Origin of the sequence: Frankia sp. AiPa1, assembly GCF_023243075.1 — a bacterium.
GTDB lineage: Bacteria > Actinomycetota > Actinomycetes > Frankiales > Frankiaceae > Frankia.
In genome coordinates this window covers 1-12,686 of the sequence record NZ_JALKFZ020000114.1, presented here as the reverse complement: position 1 = coordinate 12,686, position 12,686 = coordinate 1, and the positions used below count along the sequence as shown (strand labels likewise).

Genomic DNA, 12,686 nt, shown 5'->3' with positions numbered 1-12,686 from the left:
GCGCAGGGCGGGCACGAGCGCCGAGCCGATCAGACCGGAAGCCCCGGTCACCACGATGCGCATGGCGACCATCGTGGGCGGGGGGCCGCCCCCCCCCCCCCCCCCCCCCCCCCCCCCCCCCCCCCGCCGCGCCGCCCCCCCCCCCCCCCCCCCCCCCCCCCACGGCGTGTCCGCAGCTCCACGGCCCGCCGGACGCACCGGTGGCCTGGCCCAGAATGAGCGCCACCGAGTACCAGGGCGGCTTTTCACACGGTGCGGTCAACACCATGGTTCCGACCGGCAGCGCAGGTCTACCGTGTGACGCATGCCATCGGCGGGTCTGGCCTGGCAGACGCTTTCCGATCCAGGAGCACTGGCGCTGGTCGACGCCGAATCCGGCCGCGCAGCCGCTCTGGGCCGCCCGTATCCCGGAGATCTGCCCATGGTGCAGATCGTCGACCTTGAACGTCTTGCCAGTGGCTGGCTCACCCCGGCCAGTCGAAACCAGTCCGAACGGCACCTGCGTGAGCAGGTCAGCGCCGACCCGGTCCACACCATGCGTGGGCTGTGCTGGCTGATGGCGATGTGGGTGGTCGCCGTGCATCTGCGCACCGGCTGGTCGCCCACCGCGATTGTCGGCGATCTGCGGTTTCCCGGCATCTGGCGGGGCCTCGAGGCGCCGGAAAGCGAACTGGTCTGGGAGGATCTCGCCGAGCGCATTCGACTCGGCGTCCTCGCCGAGCTCACCGGCGACCCGAGCGTCGCGACCCGTTTCCAGGAATGCCTGTGTCACCCGCCTGGTATCGCCCCGGTCCTGTTGGACTACGCGCTGCGCATGGTGTCCGACCTCCATCAGCGGATGCTCGACCATGACATCGATCCACGCGAAATGGCCGGCACGCTCGCCCTTTACACGGTCGACCCGCAGGATGCCGCCCCCACCTGCTTCCGCCCGCTGACCTAGCGACGCGCGGAGCGGGCCGGAGCGGCAGGACCCGCACATGCCGGAACCGGACCTGACCGAACTACGGCGCCCATCGATGGGATTCGTCTTTCAGGCGTTCAATCTGGTTGGTTCGCTGACCGCCCGGAAGTCTGGTGCCCGCCCGCGCGGTGCTGCGCGCCTCGCCGGTCGAGACCGCCGACGTGGACTCGGGACGATGAGCCGCCGCGGGCCGGCCCTCACGGCTGCGTGCGGGCCGTCACCGTGCCCGGATCGCCCAACGCCTGGTCAATGAGGAAGGTGCGGTAGGCCGTCTGGCCGCGCAGCTGCCAACCGAGGAACGCCACGGTGGCCCGCTGGACGAGCAGCTCGGCGCGGGCCGGGTCGATGTTCGGCGGTGAGCAGGTCACGGCCGCCGTCAGAGTGAGCCGGAGCGCCACCTCGGCGGGCACGCGCGGGTCGTTCGCCAGGTGGGCCTGGCGGCAGACGTCGCTGAACGAGTTGTGCGTGTCGCCGGCGACCGTGACGAGCACCCGCGGGTGCGACGAGGTGAGCTGGGCGAACGCCCGCTCGGCATTCGGGCCCAGCGGGATCGAGATGTCGCGGGTGCCGCCGAGCTCGAGGGTGGGCACCCGGATCGCGTTCAGGATCGCGGCGGGCAGCGGTGCCGTCGCCGCGGACAGGCCCACCGAGGCGCGGATCCGAGGATCTGCCGAGGCGCCCAGCAGGCCGACGCTGGACACGGTGGACGTCAGACCACCGAACGAGAAGCCGACGGAGGCGATCCGGTCGAGCTGGACCAGCCGGCGCACCTGACAGGTCCGGCCGGTCAGCGCGTCGAGCACGGCGGTCAGGTCGCGGGAACGGTCGACTGCCATGGGGATCTGCGCCACGCTGCGGTTCTCGGCCGCGTCCACCAGGGTGTCCCCGGTGTGGTCGGGTGCGGCGACGATGTAGCCGTGGCTGGCCAGGCCCTCCAGCAGGGTAGCGGTCTGCACCCGGCTTCCGGCGCTGCCATGGGAGAAGATCACCAGGGGAAACGGCCCGCGTGCCGGCGGGGCGTCGGTGACGGCCCGGTCCGAGACCAGCCCCACCTGGCCGACCACCGGATAGAACGCCGGCTGGCCCGCGGCGCCCGGGGCGACGTCCGACGGTGCCACCGGGCAGGACCCGCCCGCAGCCGACCAGGCCACCTCGGGGGTGCCCACCCCCGCCCCGTTCGCCCCGTCCACCGTGTTCGCCGTGTTCGCCGTGTTCGCCCTGGTCACCCTGTTCAGCGTGGTCGCCCTGATCGCTGCCGGGCGGTCCGGTCGCGGCAGGCGGACGCTGGACGAGCCTGGCTCCGTCCGCGCGGGCGGAGAGGCGAACGCGTCGGGGAGCGAGGCGACCCGGACCGTGGACCGGGCGGTGGACACGAGCGGGAGGGACTGGACGGCGCCTTCGCCGGAGGATCTCCCGACCGTGCGCGGCAGGACGACGGTATGCGGCAGGACATCGAGGGCGGGCGTGGACTGGCGCGCCGGGTACCACAGCGAGGTGATCAGCACGCGGCCCGCGCGACGCGGATCCACCAGGCGGACCGTCCGGTAACCCACCGCCCACGAACCCGGCCCGCCCGGATCGGACAGGATGGCCGACTCCTCCTCCGGCCCAGAGGCCGATCCCGCGGGCGGCTCCTCGACTGGCGCCGCCGCCGGCCCCTGGGCCGCCGCCGTGGCCGGCTTCGCGACCGGCGTCCCGGCGCGCGCATCGACATCGTCACCGCCTGCCTGGACGACGTTGAGCAGAGTTGCCGCGATCAACACCGCGGCGCCCACCGACGCCACGAGACGCAGTCCTGTCATCACCATCACATCAAGGCGCGCGCCAGACGGTCGCGCGGGTATCCGAACCACGGCGGGGACGTTACGCAGAGATGCCAACGATCGCCGGTTGCACCGTCAGATCGTGTTACCTCATACGGTAACGGCCAGAATGCTCCGTGGCATTCGGTCGCCCGTTGTTGCCGCCAGGGCCTCGGTTCACGACTTCCCGCCGGGTGGGCCCATTCGGGCGGGCCGAGCGGGCCCGATCAGGCCGCCAGCCGGCGGCCACACCCCGGGGCCACCTCGTCCAGCAGATCCTCGATCTCCTCGACACAGCCGCCGCAGCCCGTGCCCGCATCGCAGCGCTCGCCGATCTCGTCGACGTCACGGGCACCGGAGATGATCACTTCTCGCAGCGTCCGGTCGGACACCGCGAAGCAGGAACAGACGAGCACCGCACCTCACCAGGCCGAGCCGCCCAGGACCCGCGAGGGCATGGACAGCGGTGGGACGACCCTGACGGGGATGCCTCATCCACCGGACGCGAAACCAGCGCCGCCACGGCGGACAGCGCTGGGGAGGCGACGATGGCGTTAGCTAAGGCTTCCCTAAAAGGAGGGTGCCACGTCAGGACTCCGCGCGCAAGGTGGCGAGATTCCCCCTCGCCGTACGGGATAGGTCCCGCCGCAGCTTCCCCGCCGCGACCGGACACGACCGGACACGACCCGACGTCCGGCCCGCAACCACCTGCTCCAACCCAAAGATCACGCCGGCCTCGGGCGCGCGTGGAGGGATAGTCACGGTTTCCGGCCCCCCGAACCGGGACCATCCCGTTCCTGCCGGCCAACGCACGTCACCCGATCGGGCGCCGCCGACGGAGGCGGGGGCTTCCCGCTGTCCGGCTAGACTCCGGCGGGAACGAGGGCGACCGCGGCGTCCGGTTCGGCCACGCGGAATGTGAAGCTCTCCTCCAGGTACAGGTCGACGGTATCCACCGTGTGCGCGGCGTAGCCGATCGACAGGTCCTGGCCCGACTCCAGGACGAAGTCACCGCCACGCAGGCTCAGCACGACCGCACCGGTGATCCCCGGCGCCTGCACCACCGGGCCGTCAAGGATGTGCTGCAGATGCGCGAGCAGCAGGTAGCCGCCATGCTCGGCGGTCTCGATCACTGCCGTGTAGCTGTCCGGCTCGAGGGCCAGCGCATAGGGTCCGCTGATGCCCGCGCGGCGCAGCAGGGCGACGGCCTTCGCGACGGTGGGCGGATAGGTCTCGGTGCCGGGCTGCAGGGTCAGCGCCGGGTGCGACGACGCCTCGGTGATGCCGACCAGGCCCGCCTGCGGGTAGCCGTGGAACACCACCGAGTTCTCGGTGACCGCGATGCGGCGCACCGCCTCCTGCAGCGGATCGAGGTCGATGTCGTCGGCGCCACGGTCGGCGTCGGCGAGCTGCGACCGGTCGAGGGTGAACCCGACCCGCAGCTCGATGACCGGCTGCACCGTGCGCACCCGGGCCGACACCCCGTCGGACGGGGGCGGGGACAGCAGCTCGACCCGCCCGAGCGGGGTGGAGGAGTACTCCCAGCCGTGCGGCCCGGCGAAGTCGACGACCTTGCGGGCGGCCAGGTTCGTCGTCAACCGGGCCTTGGCCTCCTCGTCGACCGCCTTCCAGGCAGCGTCCGTCAGAGGGGCGTGGCCACGCAGCAGATGATTCACTCGCCTATACCTTTCAAGCTACCGATACCGAGGGAACCGTCGCCGGGCGCCGCCGCCCCCTCGGCCGCGGACGCCGCCTCCGGCAGCAGGACACCGCGGCCGCTGTCGGTGGCGTTCTCCTCGACCTCCGTCACCGGTCCGGTGGTGAACAAATATGTCCGCAGCTGGGTGTCCAGCACGGGATCATGGCGCCGCAGCCACTCGAGGGTCATCGCGGCGTGTTCTTTTTCCTCGTCCCGGTTGTGCGCCAGCACCTGGGCCAGCTCCGGGTCGGTCACGGCGTCGTAGCGCTGGTCATACCAGTCGACGGCCTCCAGCTCCTCCATCAACGAGACGATCGCGCGATGTCGATCGACCGTCTGCGGCGAGAGCCGGTCGGGCTGCTCGTGCAACCCCATACTTGAGTCGCCCATGGCGCTTACCTACCACGCTCCGGCATGGTCATACCGGACCGGCCCACCTGAGCACCGCCCGGCACCCGGCCCGGCCGGCTCCGACCGAACGGCCCGCTTGGCAGCATCCGGTGGACGCTGCCAGCCAGCACGCCGCAGGGTCAGATGACCACGAAGGCGGAGGCCGGGAGCAGACGCCTGGGGCCGGGACCGGAGGACGGAGCCCAGAGGCCCGGGGGTGGGGCCCGGAGACCGGGCGTCAGGGCGTCAGGGCGTCAGGGCGTCAGGGCGTCAGGGCGTCAGGGCGTCAGGGCGTCAGGGACACCATGATCTGGACGCGACGGTTGGCCGCCCGACCGGTGCCGGTGCCGTTGTCACCGACCGGCGCCTCGGTGCCGAAGCCCGCGGCCCGCAGCCGGGCCCGGGGCACACCCCGCGTGACGAGGTAGTCGGCGACCGCCTCGGCCCGCCGCAGCGACAGCGCCTGGTTGACGGTGGACGACCCGGTGGCGTCGGTGTAGCCGCCGACGATCACGGTGAGGTCGTTCCCGCGCAACGTGTCGGCGACTCGGTCCAGCCCGGCGCGCGCCGCCGGGCTCAGGGTCGCGGCCGAGACCGGGAAGGTGATGCCCGTCGCGCCCAGTGCCGCCCGCACGGATGCCGGTACCTCCACGGCTGCCGAGGCTGCCCCGGTTGCCGCCCCTCCGGTTGCCGCCCCTCCGGTTGCCGCCGCCCGCCCGGTGCCACCAGCGCCGGCGGATCCCGAACGGCCCCTCGCGCCCTCGGCCCGACCCGAACCGGCCGACGCCGCGCTGGCGGCGCTCGGGACAGTCACCCGATCCTGCAGGGTCGCGCCCGGGACGGTGGCACGCGCCGCGTCAAGCGTCGCGGTGGCCAGCCGGCGCCCGGCCGACGCGTCCGACACACTGCCGGTGAGCTCCAGCGTCGCCCCACGCAAGGCCACCGAATGATCGCCGGGTACGCCGCGCAGCGCCGCGGCCAGGGCTGGGACCGCTTCCAGCGGCGGCTCGGCCACCGACTCGTCGATGGCGATCTGCCCGTGGACCTCGACGCTGGTGCTCGGCCTCGCCTGCGTCGACCCGGATGACCGCGTCGTGCTCGATCCAGCTCCCGCGGCGTCGGCGACAGCGGCCAGCAAGGTGTCACGCGTCTGTCGGTCCGGCACCGTCGCGGTGACCGACAGGGCTCCGGCGGACGCGGCGAGAACCAGCGGCCGGGCGGGTTCGGTGGCGATCACCACGTCGTCGCCGAGCCGGGCCGAGGTGGTACCGGACACGGCGGCGGAGGCCCGGGCCTGCTCGGCGGCGGCGGCGCTGGGGAAACGGCCGGTGACCACAGCCTCCCGGCCCACGATGTGCACCTGCGCGTGCAACCCGCCGGCCGCGCGGACCGCCGCGGTCGCACGCGAGGCGAGATCATCCCTGATGGGCCCACGACGCAACGCGAACGCGATCAGCGCCAGCAGCAACCAGGCCAGCAGCAATGACACGGCGAAGGCGACCGGCCGGGGCCGGCTCATGCGCGCGGCCAGGGCGTGGGTCATCGAACGACCCCTGTCATCGAACGGGCGCTGTCATCGAACGGCCCGGTGATCGGGCAGGCGCTGTCATCGAACGGCTCGGTCATCGGACAGGCCGGGTCATCGAACGGGCTGGGTCATCGAACGGGCTCCGAGCGGGATCGGACCGGACTGAATCAGGCGATGCGGGAGAGCAGACAGGATCGAACCGGACGCGGCATTCGACATCCGACGCCCGACGGCCTGCCGACACGGCCGCGCGGCACGGCCGAGCCAGCGTCACCGGCCGGTCGGGACCCGCAGGTGGGATTCACGAGGCCGTGACCGGTACAGCCACGGCTCAACAATCGCACATCGGCCACAGGCCGAACACACCGGGGCGAACAACCCACCCGCGCGGACTACCACCGCGCGCACTCCGCCACTCCACGCCGCCGACCCCGAAACCATGATCGATACGCGGTGCAGTCGGTCGCCGAACAAGATCCGCCCGCACAGGTCGCCGTGAGGGGCAAATCGGACACGAACACCCCCACGACGACCTGTTTGGATCTTGAGGTCGGCGGCGTCGCGACAGAGGGTGATATTTGGCTGTGAGGGCCGTCTCTCGCCCCGGGCATCGGGGGTCCAGGCGAGCGCCGGCCGCGCACACCACCAAATCGATCCCCGGCCCCGGCCCCGGGCGTCGGGGGTCCAGCCGAGCTGCCGGAGATCAGCGCGCGTGGGCTCCGTCGGGACGCGCGGCAACAGATCTCCCTGCGGCCTCACCAGCGCCGGGCGGCGAGGAGCCAGCCGTTGCCGGACCGGCACCCCCCACCGGACCGGCACCGCTCGCCGAACCGGCACCGCCCGCCGAACCAGCCCCAGCCGAACCAGCACCGCCCACGTGGCCAGCACCGCCAACCGGACCAGCAGGGCTCGCCGGACCAGCGAAGCTCGCCGGACCAGCGAAGCTCACCGGACCAGCAGCTTCGCTCACCGGACCGGCACTGTTCGCCGCGGCACCGCCGACCTGGTTTCCGGGACCGGCCACCGTCGCGCCCACGCCCACGCCCACGCCTGCGCCTGCGCCTGCGCCTGCGCCCACGCCTGCGCCTGCGAGCGCGGCACGATCACGCATGGCGCGCCTGCGGGCGAAGACGAGGGCGACAGCACCCGCCGAGAAACCGAGGACCGCCCAGCCGGCGACGGCGTCCAGCAGGTAGTGGTTCGCGGTGGACATGACCACGAAGGCCGTCGCCGCCGGGTAGAGGACACCCAGGACCCGGGTCACCCGGCTTCGGCCGTAGCGGACAAGCAGGAACCCGCACCACAGCGCCCAGGCGCAGTGCAGCGACGGCAGGGCCGCGAACTGGTTGGTGATGCTCTCCAGGCCCTTGGGAGCGGCGCTGGCGGTGCCGGTCCACCATCCCCAACCCGCGAAGTGCGCCATCGTGTCGGTGAACGGCTCGCCGGTGAGCAGGCGCGGCGGCGCCGTCGGGAACAGGAAGAATCCGACCAGGGAGATCAGGGTGGTGACAGCCAGCGTCCAGCGCACCTGCGAGTAGTTGGCGGTGTTGCGCCGGTGCGTCCACACCAGCAGGCTCGGCGTGACGATGAAATGCAGCGTGCCGTAGTAGTAGCAACACAGCACCGCGAGCACCGGGACACTCTGCAGCCAGCGGTTGAGCGACAGCTCGATGTCGATGTGCAGCCAGGCCTCGAACCGCAGCAGGTCGTGGCCTATCCGCATGGCTTCGGCCACCGAGGCGTCGGCGATGGAGCGGGTGCCAGTGTACGAGTAGTACAGCACGGCCAGCAGCAGCACCTCGACCCACCAGACCGGCAGACCCGTGGTCTGGTTGCGCAAGCGCCTCACAGTGCACCTCTCGGACGTAGCCCTCGGTTCGCAGCGGCCCCGGTGTCCGCCGCGCCCCCGGCGGGCCGCGGGCACCGGTTCCTCATGGTTCCACTCAACAGCATGGCCGGTCCGTGCCGTCATGGGCCGTCCCATGGGGCGACCCAACGCGAAATTCGCTGACATGTGGCGCGTTTGTCACCCCCGGAAGGTGCGCAGGGGCCGTCCGACAGATCGGACGGCCCCTGCGCGTGGATGCTCGGGCGGACGGGCGGATCTGCTCAGGCAGCGCCGCCGGCGGATGCCGTCGCCACGGCGGCTCCGGTGGCCGCGGCGGGCGCGGTGGAACCGGCCGACGGTGTGGGGGCCGCGGTCTCGGGCTGGTCGGAGACCGGCAGCGCACTGCCTGCCTTCCACACCGACCACGGCACCGACCAGATGTTGCCCGACTGGCTGGTGTCCGGCGGCCGTCCGGTGTTGGAGATGTCAATGATGTCCCCGAGCCGGCTGAGGTTGTAGAACCACTGCGCATCGGCGGGTGAGGCGTTCACGCAGCCGTGGGAGACGTTGTTCCGTCCCTGGCTGGCGACCGACCAGGGCGCCGAGTGCACGTACTGGCCGCCGCTGGTGTAGTTGACGGCCCACTGGACCTTTTCGTAGTAATAGTCCGGATTACCTTTGGGGATACCCACGGTCGCGGAGTCCATGATGACCTCGGAGGACTTGCCGAGAACGTTGTGCGGGCCGTCCATCGAGGGCGTGCCCGGCTTGCCGAGGCTGACCGGGAAGCTGCGAAGCAGCGCACCGTTGTTGAAGACCTGCATGGTGTGCGTGGCGGCGTCGACCTTGGAGACGTGCGCGGAGCCGACCACGAAGTCCATGGCGCGGTCCTTCACGCCGAAACGGTCGCCTCCGAGGTCCATCCCGGCCAGGTTGGCCTCGACGTGCACCTTCGTCCCGGGCGCCCAGTACTGCTGCGGACGCCACATCGCCAGACGATTGGACACCCAGTTCCAGGCGCCGAGCACCGGCGGGTCGGCTCGCACCGACAGACGCTGCTGGACGGCAGCTCGGTCGGTCACCGGCGCGCTGAAGGTCAGGCTGATCGGCGCCCCGACACCGACCGCCTGCCCGGCGACCGGCTCCCACGAGACCCGCAGTGCCTTGGCCGGCGTGCCGGTCTCGAAGCTCGAGTTCACGGACTTCGTGCCCGTGATCCCCGTGGCCGCGCTGGTGCTGGCGACGACGTCGTAGCGCGACGAGGCGAACAGGCCCTGGCTGGACGTCCAGGTCTTTCGGTCGGCCGAGAAGTCGCCGAGCAGGACGCCCGCCTCGGTCTTCTCCGTGGTGCTTGCCTCCCGATTGACCGTGACCTGCGTCAGCGGGGCGTTGGCGTGCACCACCACGTGGTCGCCGACGGCCACGCCCGAGGCGCCATCGCCTGGGGTCACCGTGACGGAGGCCGCCGGGGGCTGCGCGGCCGCGACTCCCGCCGGCGTGGGCGATCCCCCGCCGGACGAGCAGGCGGCCAGGCCCAGGGCGGCCACCAGCACCACCGCGGCACCGGCCCGGCGCTGCCCCCGGTGGACGGATCGACCCGGGCTGGCGGAGCCCCCCGAAACGGGGCCTACCCCCGAGGCCGAGCCCCCCGAAGCGACGGAGGCCGAAGCGGCGGACACCGGAACGTCGGACGCGGGCGATTCGCGCACGGCGGCCCGCCAACGTCCCGGGAGAAGCTGCCATCCCCGATAAACGCGTGAGGGCTTCATTACCGAGCGAGACATGGAACGCCCTCTTCCGAAGAACGCGACCGGCGTCGCTGCCGGACGGAAACCTAGGTTTGAACCGTACCCAGGGGGCCGCCGCCCCGTCCTGTTGATCACGGAACCAGGGGCGTCAATCAACCGACAATCACTCGCCGTAGAGCGATTAAATACGGAGGGTAGCCCCCTCCGGGTATTCCCCATAAGACCCTCCCCCTTCACTCCTTTCTGACGCGCAGAGACCGGACGAGGTTGCCTCCGGAGTGCATCAGTTCTTGGAGTGCCCGAAAACACCGACCACCACCCATCGCGAGCCATGTGGCACACAACCCATCACCTGCGGTCGGCACCCACCACAACCATCACACGACCATCCGGCTTCCGTTTCGGCGTATTGGGTCCGGGTGCGGGATTGATGCCGACCAGCTGGATCTCACCCGCGGGATTGCGTCGCCCGATCCCTGCCCACATCGCCCCGCCCGGGCCCGCCGGCCACGCCCGCGGTGCCAGCCGGCACCCGGTCGAGGACGTTGGCCGCGCAGCGGTAGCCCGGAAGGTGCCGGCGGCGAAACCATGCCGAAACCGCTGTGCGGGAACAGTGACACACCTCTGCCCGACGATGAGGACCTGCCCGATGGGCGCCCGTCCAGACGATCACTACCAGCCAGACGAGGGCGCCGGCCAGACGAGGAAGGCCTCGAACGGCGGGCACCCCTCCATCGAGGGTGCCCGCCGGACGGGGCATCCCCCCGGACAATGGGTGCGCCGGCCGCTGGCCCGGCGACCAGATGTACCCGCGACGGGCCCCGGAACAGGCCCCGGTCGGGAGTGCAAGGCGCCACCCAGGCCGAGTGGACCGGCCCTGCGAAAGGGAGAACAGATGGCGATCGTGCTCGGACCGAACCAGTTCGGAAAGGCGGAGGTCCGCCTCGTGCATGTCGACCGATCCAGCCCGGTACACCGCATCACCGATCTGAACGTCTCGACCGCGCTACGCGGTGATTTTGACACCGCACACCTGACTGGCGACAACTCCCACATCCTGACCACCGACGCGCAGAAGAACACTGTCTTCGCGTTCGCCCGGGAACACGGGATCGGCCAGATCGAGGATTTCGCCCGGCGCCTTGGCCGCCACTTCGTTGACTCCTTCGAGTGGATCCATGGCGCGCGGATCGAGATCGAGCAGTATCACTGGGATCGGATCACCGTGGCCGGCGCACCGCATGACCATGCGTTCAGTCGGGCGGAGGGCGAACGGCGGACCACCGTGGTGACCATCGACGGACCGTCGGCCTTTGTTGTTTCCGGTCTTGCCGGACTGGTCGTGCTGAAGTCAACCGGCTCGGAATTCTGGGGTTTTCCCCGGGACCGGTACACCACGCTCGCGGAGACCACCGACCGCATCCTCGCCACCGAGGTGACCGCCCGCTGGCGTTACACGTCCTCTGAACTGGACTTCGGCCCCCGATACGACCAGGTCCGCGAGGCCCTGCTGACCACCTTCGCCCAGGTGCACAGCCTCGCCCTGCAACAGACCCTCTACCGGATGGGCGAGGCCGCCCTGGCCGCCGTCGAGGAGGTGGCCGAGATCCGGATGTCCATGCCGAACAAGCACCACTTCCTGGTGGATCTCACCCCCTTCGGGCTGGACAACCCCGATGCCGTCTACCAGGTGCCGGACCGCCCCTACGGCCTGATCGAGGCGGCCGTGCTGCGGGACGACGCGCCCGACCCGGGTCCCAGCTGGCAGGCCGTCCCCGGCTTCTGCTGACCGGCCCGCCCCTCGGGCCGAGGCCGGTCACCTCGAGCTGAGGCTGGTCACCTCGGGGCCGGTCACCGTTCGCCAGCGGGGCCAGCGGAGCCAGCGGAGCCAGCGGAGCCAGCAGCGGGGGCAGCGGGGCCGGCGTGCACCCAGCCTGACTCGTCCACCCAGCCATCGCTGTCGACGACCTGGTGCGCCGCCGCCTCGAGTGCCGGCGGAGCCTCCTCCACCACGCGGACCGGATCGAACAACTCCGGCTTGTCACGTTCGGGCGTGGGACCACCGTTGGCGACGACCACCGCCACCCAGGGCAGCACCACGGCGACGCCGACCCCGAGGTAGCGCAGCCAGCCGTGGAACACGAGGACGGCGAGCAGGAAGCACACCACCCGAAAGGCCATCGACGCCAGGTAGCGCAGCTCCCGGCGATGGATGTCCGACTGCCGCGACCGTCCGGCGGACGTGATGAGTACCGACCGTTCCTGCCTCAGCCTCACCCGCGCACCTCGCCACCCCGCCCCGTCCCAACCGGCCTGTCTGACCCGGTTCCAATATCCTCCCTGCCCGTCGCAGGGGGAAACCGTGGCGCCGGTGGGACGCACCACGCCCGTCCGCCGCCCGGCACCCGGGTTCGGGACGACACCGCGATTCCCGCACCAAGCTGTGCCGGAACGTTCACGTGACGGTCGGCTGGGCGTCCGCGGGACGGCCCGTGGCACTGTCACGGTGCTCGTGTGCGCGTAGCCGTGATCACCGAGTCGTTTCTCCCCCACGTCGACGGGGTGACGAACACGGTGTGCCGAGTTCTGGAACATCTGCGTGACCACGGCCACGAGGCGATGGTGATCGCGCCGGCGCCGGCGCCGCCGGCGCGGGGGCCCCCCCCCCCGGCCCCTCCGGGGGGGGCGGGGTTGTTGGGGGCGGCGGGCCCCCCGCCGCGGTCTTTT

Annotated in this window: 11 protein-coding genes and 1 pseudogene; 3 read left to right on the top strand and 9 right to left on the bottom strand. The window is 71.6% G+C overall.

The window, feature by feature from the left end:
- A partial coding sequence (locus MXD95_RS09160) for a hypothetical protein (protein ID WP_250640123.1) occupies nt 1-198 on the bottom strand: 198 nt, incomplete at its 3' end.
- Nucleotides 199-304: 106 nt separating this feature from the next.
- Here MXD95_RS09160 and MXD95_RS09155 point away from each other — a divergent pair.
- Nucleotides 305-943 carry a hypothetical protein gene (locus MXD95_RS09155; protein WP_250640122.1) on the top strand — a complete coding sequence of 213 codons (639 nt, stop codon included), beginning with the start codon at nt 305-307 and terminating at the stop codon, nt 941-943.
- Nucleotides 944-1,161: 218 nt separating this feature from the next.
- Here MXD95_RS09155 and MXD95_RS09150 read toward each other — a convergent pair whose 3' ends face one another.
- The 7 genes from MXD95_RS09150 to MXD95_RS09120 all read right to left on the bottom strand — a co-directional run bounded on the left by MXD95_RS09150 (nt 1,162) and on the right by MXD95_RS09120 (nt 9,995).
- Nucleotides 1,162-2,766, bottom strand: coding sequence for an alpha/beta hydrolase family protein (locus tag MXD95_RS09150; RefSeq protein ID WP_250640121.1), 1,605 nt, complete (start codon nt 2,764-2,766; stop codon nt 1,162-1,164).
- Between the two features lie 227 nt (nt 2,767-2,993).
- Complete coding sequence (locus MXD95_RS09145; RefSeq protein ID WP_250640120.1) at nt 2,994-3,182, bottom strand: (2Fe-2S)-binding protein; 189 nt, start codon at nt 3,180-3,182, stop codon at nt 2,994-2,996.
- Between the two features lie 447 nt (nt 3,183-3,629).
- Nucleotides 3,630-4,442, bottom strand: a complete 813-nt coding sequence (locus MXD95_RS09140; RefSeq protein WP_250640119.1) for a family 1 encapsulin nanocompartment shell protein — start codon at nt 4,440-4,442, stop codon at nt 3,630-3,632.
- A complete protein-coding gene (locus tag MXD95_RS09135; protein ID WP_250640118.1) occupies nt 4,439-4,855 on the bottom strand; it encodes an encapsulin-associated ferritin-like protein in 417 nt (138 codons plus the stop codon). Before MXD95_RS09135 ends, MXD95_RS09140 begins: the two co-directional genes overlap by 4 nt.
- A 286-nt stretch (nt 4,856-5,141) precedes the next feature.
- On the bottom strand, nt 5,142-6,398 hold the full coding sequence (locus MXD95_RS09130; protein ID WP_250640117.1) for an OmpA family protein: 1,257 nt from the start codon (nt 6,396-6,398) through the stop codon (nt 5,142-5,144).
- Nucleotides 6,399-7,086: 688 nt separating this feature from the next.
- Nucleotides 7,087-8,232 (bottom strand): phosphatase PAP2 family protein, encoded by a 1,146-nt coding sequence (locus MXD95_RS09125; RefSeq protein ID WP_250640116.1) that lies wholly within the window; start codon nt 8,230-8,232, stop codon nt 7,087-7,089.
- A 260-nt stretch (nt 8,233-8,492) separates the two neighbouring features.
- The gene (locus MXD95_RS09120) at nt 8,493-9,995 is read right to left on the bottom strand and encodes a L,D-transpeptidase (protein WP_374121999.1); all 1,503 of its coding nucleotides are present in this window, start codon (nt 9,993-9,995) and stop codon (nt 8,493-8,495) included.
- Nucleotides 9,996-10,854: 859 nt separating this feature from the next.
- On the opposite strand from MXD95_RS09120, the gene pucL reads away from it, so the two are divergent.
- Nucleotides 10,855-11,748: a factor-independent urate hydroxylase gene (gene pucL / locus MXD95_RS09115; RefSeq protein WP_250640114.1), complete on the top strand. Its 894-nt coding sequence runs from the start codon at nt 10,855-10,857 to the stop codon at nt 11,746-11,748.
- A gap of 62 nt (nt 11,749-11,810) precedes the next feature.
- On the opposite strand, the gene MXD95_RS09110 is transcribed toward pucL, so the two are convergent.
- Nucleotides 11,811-12,236 (bottom strand): DUF3099 domain-containing protein, encoded by a 426-nt coding sequence (locus MXD95_RS09110; RefSeq protein ID WP_250640113.1) that lies wholly within the window; start codon nt 12,234-12,236, stop codon nt 11,811-11,813.
- A 237-nt stretch (nt 12,237-12,473) separates the two neighbouring features.
- Between MXD95_RS09110 and MXD95_RS09105 the strand changes: the two are divergent.
- Nucleotides 12,474-12,686 (top strand): annotated as a pseudogene (locus tag MXD95_RS09105) (glycosyltransferase family 4 protein); the annotation flags it as partial.

Coding starts and splice junctions, on each gene's coding strand:
- pucL (WP_250640114.1), top strand. CDS start 10,855: ATGGCGATCGTGCTCGGACCGAACCAGTTCGGAAAGGCGGAGGTCCGC.
- MXD95_RS09150 (WP_250640121.1), bottom strand. CDS start 2,766: ATGACAGGACTGCGTCTCGTGGCGTCGGTGGGCGCCGCGGTGTTGATC.
- MXD95_RS09120 (WP_374121999.1), bottom strand. CDS start 9,995: ATGTCTCGCTCGGTAATGAAGCCCTCACGCGTTTATCGGGGATGGCAG.
- MXD95_RS09135 (WP_250640118.1), bottom strand. CDS start 4,855: ATGGGCGACTCAAGTATGGGGTTGCACGAGCAGCCCGACCGGCTCTCG.
- MXD95_RS09130 (WP_250640117.1), bottom strand. CDS start 6,398: ATGACCCACGCCCTGGCCGCGCGCATGAGCCGGCCCCGGCCGGTCGCC.
- MXD95_RS09155 (WP_250640122.1), top strand. CDS start 305: ATGCCATCGGCGGGTCTGGCCTGGCAGACGCTTTCCGATCCAGGAGCA.